The following is a 16,721-nucleotide window of genomic DNA, read 5'->3' as shown; positions in this document are numbered from 1 at the left end:
GCACCGTCCGAAAGGGCGGGCCAGCCGGACCGGCTCAAGGCGAAGGGCGAGTGCGCGCGTGATCGAACAGATCATGTATTTCACGTTGGGCGTGCTGATCGCGACGCTGGTGGCCCTGCTGGTGCTGCCCGCCGTGTGGCACCGCGCCGTCCGGCTCACCACGAAGCGCGTGGAAGCCGCCGTCCCCATCTCCGTCTTCGAAGTGCAGGCGGATAAGGACCAGCAGCGGGCCTTCTTCGCCCTCAACCAGCGGCGCCTGGAGCTTCAGACCGACGCGATGCGCGAGACCATCGTGTCCCACGCCGCGGCGATCGAAACCCAGCGTCAGAGGATCTTCGACCTGGAGGGCGCGCTCAAGGCCCTTCAGGAGCGGCATGATTTCCTCACCGGCACCAGCGCCGAACGGGATGTGCTGCTCGGCGAGGTGCAGGACCAGCTGGCAGATCGCACCGCCACCCTTGCGCGGGTGGAAGAGGACCTCGCCGGCCGCCTCAGCGCCCTCGCCGCGCTCGAAGAGGCCCACCGGACCCTCGATGCGCAGTCCCGCGAGCTCGCCGCCACGCTGGCGACGCGCGAGGCCACCCTCGTCACCGAACGCGCCCGCATCACGGCTCTGGAGAGCGATGTGGCGGCGCTCCGCGCCAATCTCGCTGCGACCACGCAACGGCTCGAAGAGACCACCGCCACCCTGGAGGCGGAACGCCTGGCCGCATCCAAGGCCCGGATCACGGCGGCCGAGGTGGCGACCCGTCTCACCACCGACCTCGCCGAAATCCAGTCCGCCCTTGCACATAGGGGGAAGGAGAGCGACGAGCGGCGGGAAGCCATCGCCGGCCTCGAAGCCGAGCGGGACCGGCTCGCCTCGGCCCTCGCCGTCGCCGAAGCCGATCTCGACGCGAACCGGGCCGTCGTGCACGCCTTCGAGCAGCGCCGGGCCACCGAGTTCGCCGCCGCCGAGGCGGAGAACCGCCGCCTCGCCGACACGCTGCACATGCTGCGCGCCGATCATGCCCTGATGGAGGACGCCATGCGTCGCCCGGGCCGCGAAGCAAGCGGGGCGCCGGCACCTCGCCTCGCGGCCGAGGGGCTGGAGGCCTTGCGTGACAGCGTGAGCGATGTCGCGGCGCGTCTGGTGGCGCTCACGGCGCGCCTCGAAGGGGCGGCCTCGCCGATCCCCGCTCTGGTGGACGGATCTGCCGACGGCCTTGCCGGCCGCATCCGCACACTGCTCGACGCCGAAGCACCGCCGGAACCGGTCGCCACGCATGCGACGGCCGATGCCGGGCTGGAGGGAGACGAGGGCGAGGACGAGGACGCTCCGCCCGTCAGCAAACCGCGCAGCCGCGCCGCCGCCCTCTGAGCCCGCAAGCTCCGCCGTCGCCTTCCCCCTTCGGCGCACGTCTCAGCGCGAGGCGACGGTCAATTCGTCGAGCCGGGCGCGCATGTCGCGAGGAAGCTCGGGGAATTGCGCGGGGGTGACGAAATCCGCCTTCTGGTAGGGCATCCCCCCGCCTGCCCCCGATCGCGCCGCCACTTTCGTCCCGGCCCCGGCAAAGACGCGGCTGCCGTCGCGGCTCATTACCACGTCACCGCGCTTGAGCGTCGGGTCGCGCATCACGTCGATCTTCGCCAGCCCGCCGATGCGCGGGCCACCGGTGCAGGTGCAGCCGTCCACCAGTCGCTGGCGATAGACATAGGCGTTGGGCATCTCCGAATAGGGGGCCCCATCCCTGGACACGGCCAGATCGATGCCCCGCGCGGTATCGGAGGTGGTGTAGACCGCCATCCGGGCGGCCGGGCAGAAGGCGTTGCACTGGGCCAGCGCGTCCGGGTCCCCCGCGCCATTCGGCCGGCCCTGGAGCGGGAAGTACCGCCCATCGCAGGTCCGCACGCAGAATCCGGCGGCGACGTAGCCGCCGGAACCGCCCTCCCGCAGCTCCGGCAGCGGCGCGAGCGAAGGCTGGTTGAATGCCGGACGCGGCGGGGCTGCACGCATGCCGCCAAACAACATCGAGAAGAAGCCTTCGATGGGGGACGTCGGAGATGGCCTGGCAAAGAAGGTGGTCCGCGCGCCCTGCGCCTGCGCCTCGCCCGCGAAGCCGACTCCGCACAGCAGCGCCGCTGCCAAGATGAGCCGGCCGGCGGAAGGGCCGGCAGATCGTGGAACCGCCCGCGTCGGCGCGTGGTCGCGCCACCCTTCGCCCGGGATCGTTCGTTTCCCCAAAGCCCCCTCCCGAATTCTTTATTCAGAAGCGACGGGCACTCCTCTCCCGCGCCTGCTGTCGCTCCACATCTCACCTTTCGGCAACGTGCAAGCGGCCAAGCTCAAGCGATCACCGGTTTGTGATCAACAGGAAAATGCACGGCGCTCGCCGAATCAGGCGAGGGCGGGCTGCATCATGACGGGACGCGGCGTCTCCACCGGGCGTTCCTGCGGATGCGTCAGGACCGCGAGTGTCGGCGTCGCCACGAGCACGGCGGCGAAAAGCATAGCAACGAGCGAGATTAGAACAGAACCATGAGCCAAGCCGGGCATGGCGGGACTCCCTTTCCCCATTCCGCTCCCCCTCCGGTCCGCCGCACTGGAGACGAGCGTTAATGAAATGTTAATACCCGCCTCCGGGTTCCAACACATTTCTGTCACGTTTCCGAGAGCGTTTCGCAGTCGAATCAGCCGGCTTGACCGTTGCCGTTATCGGCACACCTGCTGCCAGTGCGCCTGCCCCTGCGGTCCCACGCGCCGAATGTAAGAGCAGTTCGGCCGCGTGGGCGGGCCCCAGCTTTGCGCATAGACCGGCACGCGCACCCGCGAGTGGGGCTGCCAGAGGCAGCGCCCGTCATTGCAGACCCACCGCACCGGAACTGGCTCCGCGCCCGGCAGATCCACCGCACCGGCGATGCCGGGGCTCGCCGCCCCCGCCGCAGCGGCGCCGCAGGCTGCCGCCCAGATGCAGGCGGTAAACGCCAGGGTCGCAAGTTTGTGCCGCACGATCCACCTCCATCGACGCCGTCGCGCCGGGATAGCGGGAAGAGGTGCCCTGCTCAAGCGCGCGGCGCCCACCGCTGCGCTGCGGCAACGATAGCGCCTTGCGCGGCACCCGCCGGCACCGTGATATGGAACCATGATAGACAAGCTCGAATACCTGATCGCCCTCGCCCGGGAGCGCCATTTCGGACGCGCCGCCGAAGCCTGCGGGGTGACGCAGCCGACCCTCTCCGCCGGCGTCAAGCAGCTGGAGGACACGCTGGGCGTGTTGCTGGTGCAGCGCGGCTCGCGCTTCATGGGGTTCACGCCCGAGGGCGAGCGGACGCTGGAATGGGCCCGGCGGATCGTGGCCGATGCGCGCGCCATGCGCCAGGACATCGACGCGCTGAAGCGCGGCCTCGCCGGCCCCCTGCGCATCGCCGCCATTCCCACCGCCCTGCCCATGGTGGCGGCGCTGACCACGCCGTTCCGCGCCCGCCATCCCGACGTGCGGTTCACGGTGATCTCGCGCACCTCCATCGAGATTCTCAACCACCTGGAGAATCTCGAGATCGACGCCGGCATCACCTATCTCGACAACGAGCCGCTGGGTCGGGTGAACACGGTGCCGCTCTATCGCGAGCGCTACCGGCTCGTCACCTCGCCTCAGGCGCACCTTGGCGACCGCGACAGCGTGACCTGGGCCGAGGTGGCGGAGCTTCCGCTCGCCCTGCTCACCCCGGACATGCAGAACCGCCGGATCGTCGACAGCCTGCTCGCCGCCGCCGGGGCAAGCGCCAAGCCCACGCTCGAATCCAATTCCATGGTGGTGCTGTTCACCCATGTGCGCACCGGCCTTTGGGCCAGCGTGATGCCGGCCATGCTGGCAGATTCGCTCGGCCTCACATCCGTGGTCCGGTCCATCCCCATCGTGGAGCCGGAAATTTCCCACTCCATCGGCCTCGTGGTGCCGCACCGCGAGCCCACCACGCCCATCACCGCCGCCCTGGTGGCCGAAGCGCGCCGCATCGCACCCAAGCTCGAACAGGGCGCCGTCGCCGATCCAGCGATTGCTGCGATGCAATAATTTCCCCGGCGAACCGGCGGAGCGGCCGTTCCGGAGCCGCCGGGGCATAGAGAAACACGATCAATATACCAAGAACCATCCCAGCCTGACGCGTTTGACGCAGCCCGGCGCCTTTGTTCTGGCCACAAGCTCCAAAGATACCGCTAATTTTGATAGAGATGTTCTATCGCAACATCCCACAGCTGCCTTGATTGAAAGGCCGCATGTGACAGACTTTCCCGCAAGCAAGACGAAGTGGCGGCAGCGCCCTTTGCGCCTTTCGGGAAAGCGAGACGTCCATGGCGGTCTTTGAGGATTGGAGCACCGAGCGCGCGGCGCAGGTGATCGCGGAGCACCGGCACCTCGAGGGCGCCACCATGCCCATCCTGCACGCCTTGCAGGAAACCTTCGGCTTCGTGCCGGACCCGGCCGTGCCGATGATCGCCGAGACCCTCAACCTCTCCCGTGCCGAGGTCTATGGCGTCCTCACCTTCTATCACGACTTCCGCCGCGAGCCGCCCGGCCGGCTCGTGGTGAAGCTCTGCGCCGCCGAGGCATGCCAGGCCATGGGCGGCAAGGCCCTCGCCGCCTATGCGGAGGAGAAGCTCGGCGTGGACATGGGCGAGACCTCCACTGACGGACGGGTGACGCTGGAGCCCATCTACTGCCTCGGCCTCTGCGCCTGCGCGCCCTCCGCGCTGGTGGACGGGAGGCTCGTGGGCCGGCTCGACCGCGAGGTCATCGACGACATCGCCCACTGCGTCGCCAACGGCACCAGCTTCGGAGACGCCTGATGAAATCCCACCGCATCTTCGTCCCCAACGACGCCACCGCAGTGGCCTGCGGCGCCGACCGCGTCGCCCGCAAGCTGGAGGCCGGCCTGCTCGCCCGCGGCATCACCGCCGACATCGTCCGCAACGGCTCGCGCGGCCTGTTCTGGCTGGAGCCCCTGGTGGAGATCGAGACCGAGCTTGGCCGCGTCGGCTACGGCCCGGTGAAGCCCTCCGATGTGGACGACCTGCTGCATGGCGGCTTCCTCACCGGCGCCGACCACCCCCTGTGCGTCGGCGTGGTGGACGAGATCCCCTACTTGAAGCGGCAGACCCGCCTCACCTTTGCCCGCATCGGCATCATCGATCCCCTGTCCCTCACCGACTACAAGGCCCATGGCGGCTATCGCGGGCTCGAGCGCGCGCTCACCCTCGGGCCGGCCGCCACCGTCGAGGAAGTGGTGGACAGCGGCCTGCGTGGCCGCGGCGGCGCCGGCTTTCCCACCGGCATCAAGTGGCGCACGGTCGCGGCCGCACCGGCCGACCAGCGCTACATCGTCTGCAACGCCGATGAGGGCGACAGCGGCACCTTCGCCGACCGCCTGATCATGGAAGCGGACCCCTTCTGCCTCATCGAGGGCATGACCATCGCCGGCCTGGCGGTGGGGGCCACCCGGGGCTACGTCTACTCCCGGTCCGAATATCCCCTCGCCTTCGTGGTGATGGAGAAGGCCATCGAGAAGGCCCGCGAGGCGGGGTTGCTCGGCGAAAACATCCTCGGCTCGGGCCTGTCCTTCGACATGGAAATGCGCATGGGCGCCGGGGCCTATGTGTGCGGCGAGGAGACCGCGCTGCTGGAGAGCCTGGAAGGCAAGCGCGGCCTGGTCCGCGCCAAGCCGCCGCTGCCGGCGCACAAGGGCCTGTTCCAGAAGCCCACGGTCATCAACAACCTCGTCTCCCTGGCCACCATCCCCGTGATCCTGGACAAGGGGGGCAAGTATTACCGCGACTTCGGCATGGGCCGCTCGCGCGGCACCATGCCCATCCAGATCGCCGGCAACGTGAAGTATGGCGGGCTGTTCGAGACCGCCTTCGGCATCCCGCTGGGCGAGCTGGTCAACGAGATCGGCGGCGGCACCCTCTCCGGGCGTCCGGTGAAGGCGGTGCAGGCGGGTGGACCCCTGGGAGCCTACCTGCCGGTGTCGCAATTCGACACGCCGTTCGACTACGAGGCCTTCGCCGCGCGCGACGCCCTCATCGGCCACGGCGGCATCGTGGTGTTCGACGACACTGCGGACATGGCCGGCATGGCCAAGTTCGCCATGGAATTCTGCGCCCACGAGAGCTGCGGCAAGTGCACCCCGTGCCGCATCGGCTCCACCCGCGGCGTCGAGATCATCGACAAGGTGATCGCCGGCGAGCGGCGCGAGGCCAACCTCGCGATCCTCACCGACCTTTGCCACACCATGAAGCTCGGCTCCCTGTGCGCGCTCGGCGGCTTCACGCCCTACCCGGTCATGAGCGCCCTCACTCATTTCCCGGAAGACTTCGGCGCCGCGCCGAAGCTGCCGGCCGCCGCAGAATAATTGGAGGAACGCCATGTCCCTCGTTCACGAAATCGACTACGGCACGCCGGCTTCCAAATCCGAGAAGCTGGTCACCCTCACCATTGACGGCATGAGCATCACGGTGCCGGAAGGCACCTCCATCATGCGCGCGGCCATGGAGGCGGGGAACCAGATTCCCAAGCTCTGCGCCACCGACATGATCGAGGCCTTCGGCTCCTGCCGCCTCTGCCTCGTGGAGATCGAGGGCCGCAACGGGACGCCGGCCTCCTGCACCACGCCGGTGATGGACGGCATCGTGGTGAAGACCCAGACCGAGCGGCTGAAGCAGATCCGCAAGGGGGTGATGGAGCTCTACATCTCCGACCACCCGCTGGACTGCCTGACCTGCTCCGCCAACGGCGACTGCGAACTGCAGGACATGGCCGGCGTCGTCGGCCTGCGCGAGGTCCGCTACGGCTACGAGGGCGAGAACCACACCAAGATGGGGAAGGACGAGTCCAACCCCTATTTCACCTACGAAAAGTCGAAGTGCATCGTCTGTAATCGCTGTGTCCGGGCGTGCGAGGAGGTGCAGGGCACCTTCGCGCTGACCATCTCCGGCCGCGGCTTCGACAGCCGCGTGTCGCCCGGCATGGACGAGCCCTTCCTCACCTCGGAATGCGTCTCCTGCGGCGCCTGCGTGCAGGCCTGCCCCACGGCCACGCTGAACGAGAAGGCCATGTTCGAGATCGGCACCCCCGAGCATTCGGTGGTGACCACCTGCGCCTATTGCGGCGTCGGCTGCACCTTCAAGGCCGAGATGCGCGGCGACGAGCTGGTGCGCATGGTGCCCTACAAGGACGGCAAGGCGAACCGCGGCCATTCCTGCGTGAAGGGCCGCTTCGCCTATGGCTACGCCACCCACAAGGACCGCATCCTCAAGCCCATGATCCGCTCCTCCATCCACGAGCCGTGGAAGGAGGTGAGCTACGAGGAGGCGATCGCCTACGCCGCCTCCGAGTTCAAGCGGATCCAGGAGAAATACGGCAAGCGCTCGGTGGGTGGCATCACCTCCTCGCGCTGCACCAATGAAGAGACCTACCTCGTCCAGAAGCTGATCCGCGGCGGCTTCGGCAACAACAACGTCGACACCTGCGCCCGTGTCTGCCACTCGCCCACCGGCTACGGCCTGTCGCAGACCTACGGCACCTCCGCGGGAACGCAGGACTTCGACAGCGTGGAAGCCTCCGACGTGGTGCTGATCATCGGCGCCAACCCCACGGACGGGCACCCGGTGTTCGGCTCGCGCCTCAAGAAGCGGCTGCGCGCCGGGGCGAAACTGATCGTGGTCGATCCACGCCGCACCGACATCGTGCGCTCGCCCCATATCGAGGCATCCTTCCACCTGCCGCTGAAGCCCGGCACCAACGTCGCCATCGTCACCGCGCTGGCCCATGTCATCGTCACCGAGGGCCTGGTGAACGAAGCGTTCGTGCGCGAGCGCTGCGACTGGGACGAATTCCAGGAATGGGCCGCCTTCGTCGCCGACGAGCGCCACTCGCCGGAAGCGGTGGAGAAGTATACCGGCGTCGACCCGGCCCTGGTGCGCGGCGCGGCCCGGCTCTACGCCACCGGCGGCAACGGGGCCATCTATTACGGCCTCGGCGTCACCGAGCATTCGCAGGGCTCCACCACGGTGATGGCCATCGCCAACCTCGCCATGGCCACCGGCAATGTGGGCCGCAACGGCGTCGGCGTGAACCCGCTGCGCGGCCAGAACAACGTGCAGGGCTCGTGCGACATGGGCTCCTTCCCGCACGAGCTGCCGGGCTATCGCCACATCTCGGACGACGCCACCCGCGCCACGTTCGAAGCCCTGTGGGGCGTGCCGCTGGACGACGAGCCGGGCCTGCGCATCCCCAACATGTTCGATGCGGCGGTGGACGGCACGTTCAAGGGCCTCTACGTGCAGGGCGAGGACATCCTCCAGTCCGACCCCGACACCAAGCACGTCTCGGCCGGCCTTGCGGGGCTGGAATGCCTCATCGTGCAGGACCTGTTCCTGAACGAGACGGCCAACTACGCCCACGTCTTCCTGCCCGGCTGCTCGTTCCTGGAGAAGGACGGCACCTTCACCAATGCCGAGCGGCGCATCCAGCGCATCCGCAAGGTGATGGCACCGAAGAACGGCTATGCCGACTGGGAGGTCACCCAGCTCCTCGCCAATGCGCTGGGCTTCCCCATGACCTACACCCACCCCTCGCAGATCATGGATGAGATCGCGGCGCTCACCCCCACCTTCGCGGGCGTGAACTATGCCAAGCTCGACGAGATGGGCTCGGTGCAGTGGCCGTGCAACGACAAGGCGCCGGAAGGCACGCCGATCATGCACATCGGCGGCTTCGTGCGCGGCAAGGGCAAGTTCATCCTCACCGAGTACGTGCCCACCGACGAGCGCACCGGTCCGCGTTTTCCGCTGCTGCTCACCACCGGACGCATCCTCAGCCAGTACAATGTGGGCGCCCAGACCCGCCGCACGGCAAACTCCGTCTGGCATGCCGAGGACGTGCTGGAGATCCACGCGCACGACGCCGAGAACCGGGGCATCCGCGACGGCGACTTCGTGAAGCTGGACAGCCGCGCCGGCTCCACCTCGCTGCGCGCGGTGATCTCGGACCGGGTGGCGCCGGGGGTGGTCTACACCACCTTCCACCATCCGGTGACGCAGGCCAACGTGGTGACCACCGACTATTCCGACTGGGCGACCAACTGCCCGGAATACAAGGTGACCGCGGTGCAGGTCTCGCCGTCCAACGGCCCCACCCAATGGCAGGAGGAGTACGAGAACCTCTCGCGCACCTCCCGCCGCATCGCCGCCGAAGCGGCGGAGTGAGGGCGGGCGCAACTTACAAGACGCGTGATGGCCGGGCTTGTCCCGGCCATCCAGACGGCCGGGCATCACGGTTTCGACCGGTAACCGGCGGAACAGGCCCATCATCCGGTCGCTGGGGCCACACAGGGCAGGCCGCCTGCCTTTTCGAAACGCCCGGCAACGAGGCGCCGCCTTGGCCTCGAAGCCTTCCTCTGCGGGCGGAGAAGGGCTTACCCTTCCAGGATCAGTGCCTGGCCCCATGTGAACCGATGACATGATCGACATGCCCGACCAGCCCGCCGCCTGCGCCCTGCCGCAAGACCTGCCGCAGGATCTGCCCCCGCCCCCTCCGGCGCGGCGGGTGGCGCGCGTGCAGGTGCGCGATGGCACCGTGTCCTCGGGCGAGCGGTCGGTGCCCGAGGAGGTGCCCGTCGCCCTCACCTTCAACGGCACCACCCATGCGGTGATGATGGCGAGCCCCACGGACATCGCCGATTTCGCCCTCGGCTTCGCCCTCACCGAGGGCATCGTGGCCTCGGCCGCCGAGATCCTGTCCCGCGAGGTGATCGTGGTGGAGGAAGGCATCGAGGCGCGCATGTGGATCGCCGAGGAGAAGATGAAGCATCTCTCCGCCCGGCGCCGCGCTCTGGCCGGCCCCACGGGCTGCGGCCTGTGCGGGGTGGAGAGCCTCGTCGAGGCGGTGAAGCCGGCGGCGCTGGTGGATGCCGCGGGCCTCTTCTCCCCCGCGGCCGTGCTCGACGCCATGGCCGCGCTCGGGCCGCTCCAGAGCCTCAACCACGAGACCCGCGCCGTGCATGCCGCGGCCTATTTCGAGCCCGGCCGGGGTGTGCTGGCGCTGGCCGAGGACGTGGGCCGGCACAACGCCCTCGACAAGCTGGTGGGCAAGGCGGCCGAAGCGGGCTTCGATACCAGCCGCGGCCTGCTCCTGCTCACCAGCCGCGTCTCCATCGAGATGGTGCAGAAGGCGGCGGTGCTCGGCGTTGGCGTGATCGCCGCCGTCTCGGCCCCGACCTCCCTCGCCATCCGCACGGCGGCGGCGGCGGGCATCACGCTCTGCGCCATCGTGCGCGCCGACGGCTTCGAGGTCTTCACCCATCCCGGGCGCATCGCGCTCATTCCATCGGAACGGCAGGACCATGTCGCATAGCACCGCCGAAAAGCTCGTCTACATGGCGAACCAGATCGCCACCGCCTTCTCCATGCAGAAGCACGAGGCGGCCGTGGAAGCGACGCGCATCCATATCCAGAAATTCTGGGACCCGCGCATGCGGGCCAAGATCGCGGAGCACATCGCCCATGGCGGCGAGGGCCTCTCGCCCATCGCGAGGGAAGCCCTCGACGGGCTCCGCCCGGCGAAGGCGGCCTGATCAGACCACGTCCTTCGGGGCGAGGGCGCACTGCAGGTGCCCCTCCTCCACCTGCAGCACCGGATGGGCGATGCCGAAGCGCGCCTTCAGTTCGGCGCAGGTCTCGCCGAGGAAATCGTCGTCGAGAGCCGCGCCCGGCCGCACGAGGTGCGCGGACAGGGCGACCGAGGTGGTGCTGAGGCCCCAGATGTGCAGGTCGTGCACCTCGCTCACCCCCGGCCGCGCCGCGAGAAAGGCCTCCACCTCCTCCGGGTCGATGCCGCCGGGAACCATGTCCATGGCGAGGTTCACGCTGTCGCGCAGCAGCCCCCAGGTCCCCGCGATGATGGCGACGGCGATGGCGAGCGATACCAGCGGGTCGAGCCAGAGCCATCCGGTGAGCGCAATCGCCCCGGCCACCGCCACCACGCCGAGGGAGACGGCGCCGTCGGCCACCATGTGGATGAACGCACCGCGCACGTTCAGGTCGCCCTTGCGGCCGGCCATGAACATGAGCGCCGTGCCCATGTTCACCGCAACGCCCACCAGCGCCACCACCATGACGATGCCGGTCTGGACCGGCTCGGGGTGCGACAGCCGCGAGACAGCTTCGAGGACGATGCCGCCCGTGCCCAGCAGCAAAATCATGGCATTGGCCAGCGCCGCGAGGATGGAGGAGCGGCCGTAGCCATAGGTGCGCAGCCGCGTCGGCGCCCGGCGCGACAGCCACGCCGCGCCCCAGGCCAGCACGAGGCCGAGCACGTCGGAGAGGTTGTGACCAGCATCGGCGAGCAGCGCCAGGGACCCGGCGTAGAGGCCGAAGATCACCTCGACGACGACAAAGCCGAAATTCAGCGCCGCGCCGATGGCAAAGGCGCGAAGGGAATCCGGCACCGCATGGGCGTGGCCGGCATGCCCGTGCCCGGAATGATCATGGCTTGCATGGTCATGCGCATGACCATCGCCGTGCGGATGATCGTGGTCATGATCATCGTGCGAGGCCGCCGGGCCTCCTGCGGGCGCCGTCATGCTTGTCCCCCACACATCCCGTGCTTCAGGTCACGTCCGCCGCGCATGTTCCACAGCCGAGCGCGCGAGTCACCTGTTCTCTCGGCCGCACCCGTCGTCAGCCGAGAAACCGCGCCACCGCCGCGACGAAGGCCTCCGGCTGCTCGACGGCGGAGAGATGCCCACCCGGCAGCCGCTCCAGTCGTGCGCCGGGAATGGCGGCGGCGATGGCCTCGCCCCAGGCTGGCGGCGTGGAGCGGTCGGCGTCGGAGACGAGGACCAGGGTCTGCGTGCGGATGCGATCGAGGCCGGCGCGAAAGTCCATGTCACGCATGGCGCAACTGGTGCCCATGTAGCCGGCCGGCTGCGTGCCCGCCACCATCGCCCGCACGGATGCGACCCGCTCCGGCGCCCGCGCCCGGAAATCGGGCGTGAACCAGCTGTCGATCATGGAATCGGCGATGGGTTCGACGCCGTCGCGGCGCACGGCCTTGATGCGCTGGTCCCAGAAGCGGGCCGGCCCGGCGTGGGCGGTGGTATTGGCGAGCACCAGCCGGGTCAGCCGCTGCGGCGCGTTCAGCGCCAGCCACTGGCCCACCATGCCGCCAAGGGAGAGCCCGCAGAAATCCGCGTGCGCAATTCCCAGCTGGTCCATGAGCGCCAGCACGTCGCGGCCGAGGTCGCCCATGGCGTAGACCTGATCGGGGGCGACGCTCTCCCCATGCCCGCGGGCATCGTAGCGGATCACCCGGCGGGATTGCGCCAGGAGCGGCGCCACCTCGTCCCACATGCCGAGGGTGCAGCCGAGGGAGTGGGCGAGCACCAGCGGCGGGGCATCCTGCGGCCCCGCCAGCTCCACATGGAAACGCTCCCCCGAAAGGTCGATGAGCGGCACCGCGCACCTCTTCTGGATTCAGTATGCCAAAAGAGGTGTAGCGCCTTCGATCGGCGACGCAAGCCTCGCCGCCGGCTTGGCTGCTGCCTTGGCTGCTGCCTTGGCCGCTACGGCACCAGCCGGCGATAAAGATGCCAGGTGGCGTGGCCGAGGATCGGCAGCACCACGGCGAGCCCGATGAAGAACGGCAGGCTGCCGGCCGCGAGCGCGGCGGCGACGATCATTCCCCACAGCAGCATGGTCCAGAAATTGACCGCCACCGCCCGGAACGACGTGCGCAGCGCGCAGGCGAGGGTTACCGGGCGATCCACCAGCAGCGGCAGGGACACCACCGACACCGCCATGGCGAGCAGCCCGAACAGGAGGCCCACCGCATTGCCGGCGATAACCAGCTTCAGGCCGTGCCGCGTCGAGGTGACATCGGACAGGAAGCTCGCGAGGGTGTGCGGGACATAGGCGCCATAGGTCCAGCGGTAGACACCCATGGCCGCCACAAGCCAGACGAGGAAGATCACCATGAGCACGAAGCCGATCATGGCGATGGCGCCGAAGGTGGGCGCATGCCGCACCTCCAGCGCGTAGCGCAGGCCGTGGGGCAGCCCCGCCTCCCGGCGGCGGCTCACCTCATAAAGCCCTACTGCGGCGATCGGGCCAAGGAAGGCGAAGCCCGCCACCAGCGGATAGAGAAGCGGCAGGACGTCGTGATTGAAGGCCAGGCGGGCAAGGAACAGGCCCACCAGCGGATAGATGAGCATCAGGAAGAACAGCTGGCTCGGATGCGCCCTGAAATCCGCCACCCCGGCGCGCAGGGCCGCGACGAGGTCCTCGGGGCCGATGTGGCGCACCCGCAGGGCAGCATCCGCATCGATGAAGGGCATGTAGTGAACAGAAGGCTGGGCAGGGGATGGGGTGGGCGCCGGTGCAGGCAACATGGCATTCCTCCCGTTTCCGGGCGGCCGATGCCCCGAACCAGAGGCATCCGCCCCGCCCGGGCCGCTCGCTGCGGCTCTGAATTGCCGCCATACTACCCCATCTTCCGGCTCCGGCGCCGGAACGGCGAACACGATCTCGGGACAATGGCCCCGCCATCCGGTTGCCGACCGGCCCTTTGCTTTCCGATCGCCACAAAGGCGTGTCAGGTTTTCCGGCAATCACCATGGCCCGCATCCTCGCATTGCTCACGCTCTTCATGACCCTCCTCGCCGGCACGCCCTTCCTGCTGCCGCTGGCCAAGGAGAGCATCAAGCTCGTCGGGGCGCGGGATGATCCCGCCACGCTGGCCGACCTCGGCCTTTCCGGCTTCCCGGCGGAAGATGCCCGCCGCGGCATCGAGACGGCGCTCGCCGACGACGACGCGGCGCTGGCCGCTTCCTTCCTGGCGCTCGCTGACGCACGCGGCCTTTCCGTGCCCTCCGATCTGCGGGCGAAGGTCGCCGCCACCAACAGCACGGCGGCGCAGACCCTGCGCTCGGCGAAGGAGTTCGGCCTCGGCTTCGTCACCGGCCAGCCGCAGGACCTCGCGGGTCTCGCGGGGGCGGCGGCAAGCGACCTCATGGTGTGGGGCGACATCCGCGACGCCGGCCGCGAGGGGCTGAAATTCGCCCGCGGCGAGGATGTGGACGAGCTCATCCTCGGCCTCTCCGCCGTGGGCCTCGCCGTCTCGGCCGGCACCTACGCCACCCTGGGGGCGAGCCTGCCGGTGCGCATCGGCATTTCGCTGGTGAAGGTGGCCAGGCACACCGGGCGGCTGTCCGCATCGCTGGCCCGCAGCTTTACCCGCGCGGTGCGGGAAAGCGTCGACTTCACCGCCCTGCGCCGCCTCGCCGCCAGCCCGGCGGCGGTGGACGGCGCGGCCCTCAAGGCCCTGGTGCGCGGCGACCGCGCCGCCGGCCTCACCCGCATGCTGAGCGACGCCGGTCGCATCCAGGCCAAGGCCGGGACCCGCGCGGCGCTGGAGGGGCTGAAGGTGGCGGAGGGCGGGCGCGACCTCTCCCGCGTCGCCCGCCTCGCCGACGCCAAGGGCGCCCAGACCCTCGCCATCCTGAAGACGCTGGGGCGGGGTGCCATCGCCATCACCGGCGCCCTGTTCCACCTCATCTGGGGGGCCATCGTCGCGGCGGCCTACGCCCTCGCCCTCGTTTCCTCGCTCAATTCCTTCTGCGTTGCCTGCGCCCGCCGCATGTGGCGCGGAAACCGCCGTGGCAAGCGGGAGCGAGGCGGGAGCCGCAAGGCGCATGGCGAAAGCCTCCCTCACCCCGCCGCGCCTGCGCCCCCGCCCTGCCGGCCGATGCCGGCGCGCTGGCGGAGCAACGCTTCGCCGCGGCCGCTCAGGCCGCGCGCGACCTTGCCGCCGAGCCGGCTCATCCCCCGGGATATGGCATGGCGGGCGCGCGCAACGAGGTATCAAGATCAGGATTGGCAGGGTCCGGGGGACCTTCTAGTTTCCCCGCCACGCCCAAGGCACCCGCCCCCATCGTGCCCCGAGAAGATCCGTCATGCCTCATTTCGATTCCGCCGGTGTCGACATCGCCTATTTCGACACCGGCGCGGGCGATCCGGTCCTGCTGATCCACGGCTTTGCCTCCTCGAAGGAGATCAACTGGGTCGGCCCGTCCTGGACCAGGACCCTGCTGGACGCCGGCTACCGGGCGATCGGCTTCGACCATCGCGGCCACGGCCAGTCCGAGAAGCTCTACGAGCCGGCGCAGTACCACACCCGCCTGATGGCGGAGGACGCCAAGCGCCTCCTCGATCATCTCGGCATCGAGCGGGCGGATGTGATCGGCTATTCCATGGGCGCCCGTGTCGGCGCCCAGATGGCGCTGCTGTTCCCGCAGGCGGTGCGCTCGCTGATCCTGGGCGGGCTCGGCATCCACCTGGTGGACGGCGTGGGCCTGCCCCAGTCCATCGCCGAAGCGCTGGAGGCGCCGCGCCTCGACGACGTCCAGGACCCCATGGGCCGCATGTTCCGCGCCTTCGCCGAAGCCAACAAGGCCGACCTGATGGCGCTCGCGGCCTGCATCCGTGGCTCCCGGCAGGTGCTCACCCGCGAGGAAGTGGCGCGCATCTTCCAGCCGGTCCTGGTGGCCGTCGGCACCCGCGACGCGGTCGCCGGGGCCGCCCAGCCGCTGGTGGACCTGCTGCCGGACGGAACGCTGCTCGACATTCCCAACCGCGACCACAACCCGGCGGTGGGCGACAAGGTGTTCAAGGCGGGGGCTCTCGATTTCCTGGCGCGACGGCCCTGACATGCGTTGCCGGAACCTCTCCCCTTCCCTCCGCTTGTGCTAGAAAGGGGTCAAGTTCGAGATCGCAGGAGGCAGGAATGCCGCAGTCACCCATGCCCGTTTCCCTGGCTGAAGAGTTTGCTCCGAAGCTCACCAAGGTCGGGACGGAGCGCTGGCACGACGTGGTCGATCCGGTTTGGGCGCGCCTGCGCAACGAGGCCGAGGAGGCGGCGGAGCGCGAGCCCGTGCTCGCCGGCTTCCTCACCGGCGCCGTGCTCGGCCAGCCGACCCTCGAGGCGGTGATCGGCGAACGCATCGCCGCCCGGCTTGACCATCAGGACGTGCCGGGCAGCGCCATCCGCGCCGCCTGGCTGGAAGCCATCCTCCGCGACAAGACCATCTCCCAGGCCCTGCGCGCCGACATCCTGGCGGTGGTGGACCGCGACCCGGCGGCCACCCGCACCCTGGAGCCGGTGCTGTATTTCAAGGGCTTCCACGCCATCCAGACGCACCGCCTCGCCCACTTCCTGTGGGAAAACGGCCAGCGCGACTTCGCGCTCTACCTGCAGAGCCGCGCCTCCTCGGTCTATTCCGTGGATATTCACCCCCAGGTTCCCCTGGGCCGTGGCATCTTCCTCGACCATGCCACCGGCGTCGTCATCGGCATGACCGCGGTCATCGAGGACGACGTTTCCATCCTGCAGGGCGTGACCCTGGGCGGCACCGGCAAGGAGACCGGAGACCGGCATCCGAAGATTCGCCGCGGCGTGCTCCTCGGCGCCGGGGCGAAGGTGCTGGGAAATATCGAGGTCGGCCGTTGCGCGCGCGTGGCGGCCGGCTCGGTGGTGCTGAAGGCGGTGCCGCGCAATACCACCGTCGCCGGCATTCCCGCCAAGGTGGTGGGCGAGGCCGGCTGCGCCGAGCCTTCCCGTTCCATGGACCAGATGTTCGAGGACAATATCTTCGCCGGTGCGGATATCTGACGCCTCCGGCCCCGCGGCGAC

17 protein-coding genes are annotated in these 16,721 nt (G+C 69.3%); 9 read left to right on the top strand and 8 right to left on the bottom strand.

Annotation, left to right across the window (positions count from 1 at the left end):
* The first annotated feature begins 58 nt into the window (after positions 1-58).
* Complete coding sequence (locus EZH22_RS17470; protein WP_203191796.1) at positions 59-1,360, top strand: coiled-coil domain-containing protein; 1,302 nt, start codon at positions 59-61, stop codon at positions 1,358-1,360.
* A 42-nt stretch (positions 1,361-1,402) separates the two neighbouring features.
* Here EZH22_RS17470 and EZH22_RS17465 read toward each other — a convergent pair whose 3' ends face one another.
* The 3 genes from EZH22_RS17465 to EZH22_RS17455 all read right to left on the bottom strand — a co-directional run bounded on the left by EZH22_RS17465 (position 1,403) and on the right by EZH22_RS17455 (position 2,989).
* A complete protein-coding gene (locus EZH22_RS17465) occupies positions 1,403-2,128 on the bottom strand; it encodes a DUF2865 domain-containing protein (protein ID WP_203191795.1) in 726 nt (241 codons plus the stop codon).
* A 249-nt stretch (positions 2,129-2,377) separates the two neighbouring features.
* Complete coding sequence (locus EZH22_RS17460; RefSeq protein WP_203191794.1) at positions 2,378-2,536, bottom strand: hypothetical protein; 159 nt, start codon at positions 2,534-2,536, stop codon at positions 2,378-2,380.
* Positions 2,537-2,692: 156 nt separating this feature from the next.
* The gene (locus EZH22_RS17455; RefSeq protein WP_203191793.1) at positions 2,693-2,989 is read right to left on the bottom strand and encodes a hypothetical protein; all 297 of its coding nucleotides are present in this window, start codon (positions 2,987-2,989) and stop codon (positions 2,693-2,695) included.
* Positions 2,990-3,122: 133 nt separating this feature from the next.
* Here EZH22_RS17455 and EZH22_RS17450 point away from each other — a divergent pair, with 133 nt between their 5' ends.
* The 6 genes from EZH22_RS17450 to EZH22_RS17425 all read left to right on the top strand — a co-directional run bounded on the left by EZH22_RS17450 (position 3,123) and on the right by EZH22_RS17425 (position 10,608).
* Positions 3,123-4,052, top strand: a complete 930-nt coding sequence (locus EZH22_RS17450) for a LysR family transcriptional regulator (RefSeq protein WP_203191792.1) — start codon at positions 3,123-3,125, stop codon at positions 4,050-4,052.
* Positions 4,053-4,330: 278 nt separating this feature from the next.
* A complete protein-coding gene (locus tag EZH22_RS17445) occupies positions 4,331-4,825 on the top strand; it encodes a formate dehydrogenase subunit gamma (RefSeq protein ID WP_203191791.1) in 495 nt (164 codons plus the stop codon).
* Entirely contained in the window at positions 4,825-6,387 is a 1,563-nt protein-coding gene (locus EZH22_RS17440; RefSeq protein WP_203191790.1) for a formate dehydrogenase beta subunit, read from the top strand. Before EZH22_RS17445 ends, EZH22_RS17440 begins: the two co-directional genes overlap by 1 nt.
* Positions 6,388-6,400: 13 nt before the next feature.
* Positions 6,401-9,241 (top strand): formate dehydrogenase subunit alpha, encoded by a 2,841-nt coding sequence (gene fdhF, locus EZH22_RS17435; protein ID WP_203191789.1) that lies wholly within the window; start codon positions 6,401-6,403, stop codon positions 9,239-9,241.
* A gap of 262 nt (positions 9,242-9,503) precedes the next feature.
* Positions 9,504-10,388, top strand: coding sequence for a formate dehydrogenase accessory sulfurtransferase FdhD (fdhD, locus tag EZH22_RS17430; protein ID WP_231711548.1), 885 nt, complete (start codon positions 9,504-9,506; stop codon positions 10,386-10,388).
* Complete coding sequence (locus EZH22_RS17425) at positions 10,378-10,608, top strand: formate dehydrogenase subunit delta (RefSeq protein WP_203191788.1); 231 nt, start codon at positions 10,378-10,380, stop codon at positions 10,606-10,608. Before fdhD ends, EZH22_RS17425 begins: the two co-directional genes overlap by 11 nt.
* Here the strand turns inward: EZH22_RS17425 and EZH22_RS17420 are convergent, their stop codons facing one another.
* The 5 genes from EZH22_RS17420 to EZH22_RS17405 all read right to left on the bottom strand — a co-directional run bounded on the left by EZH22_RS17420 (position 10,609) and on the right by EZH22_RS17405 (position 14,726).
* The gene (locus EZH22_RS17420; RefSeq protein ID WP_333473603.1) at positions 10,609-11,481 is read right to left on the bottom strand and encodes a cation diffusion facilitator family transporter; all 873 of its coding nucleotides are present in this window, start codon (positions 11,479-11,481) and stop codon (positions 10,609-10,611) included.
* Positions 11,439-11,573 carry a hypothetical protein gene (locus EZH22_RS32635; RefSeq protein WP_333473602.1) on the bottom strand — a complete coding sequence of 45 codons (135 nt, stop codon included), beginning with the start codon at positions 11,571-11,573 and terminating at the stop codon, positions 11,439-11,441. Before EZH22_RS32635 ends, EZH22_RS17420 begins: the two co-directional genes overlap by 43 nt.
* Before the next feature lie 140 nt (positions 11,574-11,713).
* The gene (pcaD, locus tag EZH22_RS17415) at positions 11,714-12,490 is read right to left on the bottom strand and encodes a 3-oxoadipate enol-lactonase (protein ID WP_203191786.1); all 777 of its coding nucleotides are present in this window, start codon (positions 12,488-12,490) and stop codon (positions 11,714-11,716) included.
* Between the two features lie 107 nt (positions 12,491-12,597).
* A complete protein-coding gene (locus EZH22_RS17410; protein WP_333473601.1) occupies positions 12,598-13,422 on the bottom strand; it encodes a DUF2189 domain-containing protein in 825 nt (274 codons plus the stop codon).
* Between the two features lie 203 nt (positions 13,423-13,625).
* Positions 13,626-14,726: a hypothetical protein gene (locus EZH22_RS17405; protein ID WP_203191785.1), complete on the bottom strand. Its 1,101-nt coding sequence runs from the start codon at positions 14,724-14,726 to the stop codon at positions 13,626-13,628.
* A gap of 259 nt (positions 14,727-14,985) precedes the next feature.
* Between EZH22_RS17405 and EZH22_RS17400 the strand changes: the two genes are divergently transcribed.
* Both EZH22_RS17400 and cysE read left to right on the top strand, forming a co-directional pair.
* Entirely contained in the window at positions 14,986-15,738 is a 753-nt protein-coding gene (locus EZH22_RS17400; protein ID WP_203191784.1) for an alpha/beta fold hydrolase, read from the top strand.
* A 77-nt stretch (positions 15,739-15,815) separates the two neighbouring features.
* The gene (gene cysE, locus EZH22_RS17395; RefSeq protein ID WP_231711020.1) at positions 15,816-16,700 is read left to right on the top strand and encodes a serine O-acetyltransferase; all 885 of its coding nucleotides are present in this window, start codon (positions 15,816-15,818) and stop codon (positions 16,698-16,700) included.
* The last annotated feature ends 21 nt before the right edge of the window (positions 16,701-16,721 follow it).

Source organism: Xanthobacter dioxanivorans (assembly GCF_016807805.1).
GTDB lineage: Bacteria > Pseudomonadota > Alphaproteobacteria > Rhizobiales > Xanthobacteraceae > Xanthobacter > Xanthobacter dioxanivorans.
The sequence above is the reverse complement of the archived record's forward strand: the minus strand, read 5'-3'. Positions and strand labels throughout refer to the sequence as shown.